The sequence below is a fragment of the Aquirufa rosea genome, assembly GCF_004118285.1.
Classification (GTDB): domain Bacteria; phylum Bacteroidota; class Bacteroidia; order Cytophagales; family Spirosomataceae; genus Aquirufa; species Aquirufa rosea.
In genome coordinates, this window is record NZ_SDHY01000021.1 from 1 (window position 1) to 1,208 (window position 1,208).

1 protein-coding gene is annotated in these 1,208 nt (G+C 47.6%); it reads right to left on the bottom strand.

All coding sequences use genetic code 11. The features are described from left to right. Window positions 1-1,208 (bottom strand): beta strand repeat-containing protein (locus tag ESB04_RS12430; protein WP_164969668.1); only part of this gene is annotated, 1,208 nt, incomplete at both ends.

Below are 1,208 nucleotides of genomic sequence, written 5' to 3' on the forward strand. Positions count from 1 at the left end.
GTCAAATTGGCTACTCCGCTCGTGAAATCACCTGCTCCTGTTAATTTATTCGTCCCCGATAAGCCACTAATACTTCCTGTTAAACTACTAGTAACTGTCACATTATTCGACGAAGCATCAAAACTCGTTGTATTCCCGTATGCATCTTGTGCCGTTAGGGTGTTGGTTCCCGTAAAGGCCACTCCATTCGTTTGTGGACTGGTTAAACTTACTGCCAATTTACTGAAGCTAGCAGCACTCACCAACACACTTAAATTATCTCCGCCCGTCGAACCAATACTACCATCTGAGGCTGACACGGAGGCCGTCTCCGCCTTATATAAAATCATGCTTCCTGTCGCCACACCAGCCGTAAAGGTTAAGCTGGTCGCCGTTAAAAAGTTCGTGCCCGCTACCGTTGGGTTAGTGACTGGACTACTCGATGCCGCAGCTCCCGAGAAGGTGATATTCTTGGCTCCTGTATACGTCGTTGCCGTATTGCCTTGGGCATCCTTGGCCGTAATCGTAATCGTTTGAGATCCTCCTGCCGTTTGCGTGCCTGTTCCTGTCACCACTAATTTACTTGCCGCTCCTGGATTAATAGTAATAGCTGAACTAACAGCAGCTGTACCCGTTGTGGGCGTAAAAGTAAACGTTCCGGAACCAGATGTTCCCGTAAACTTCAAGCCTAAACTCGTCAAATTGGCTACTCCGCTCGTGAAATCACCTGCTCCTGTTAATTTATTCGTCCCCGATAAGCCACTAATACTTCCTGTTAAACTACTAGTAACTGTCACATTATTCGACGAAGCATCAAAACTCGTTGTATTCCCGTATGCATCTTGTGCCGTTAGGGTGTTGGTTCCCGTAAAGGCCACTCCATTCGTTTGTGGACTGGTTAAACTTACTGCCAATTTACTGAAGCTAGCAGCACTCACCAACACACTTAAATTATCTCCGCCCGTCGAACCAATACTACCATCTGAGGCTGACACGGAGGCCGTCTCCGCCTTATATAAAATCATGCTTCCTGTCGCCACACCAGCCGTAAAGGTTAAGCTAGTCGCCGTTCCAAAGTTCGTGCCCGCCACTGTTGGGTTAGTCACTGGGCTACTTGAAGCAGTTGCACCCGAGAAAGTAATATTTTTAGCTCCTGTGTAACTAGTAGCTGTATTGCCACTAGCGTCTTGTGCAGTAACGGTAATCGTTTGTGACCCTCCTGCCGTTTG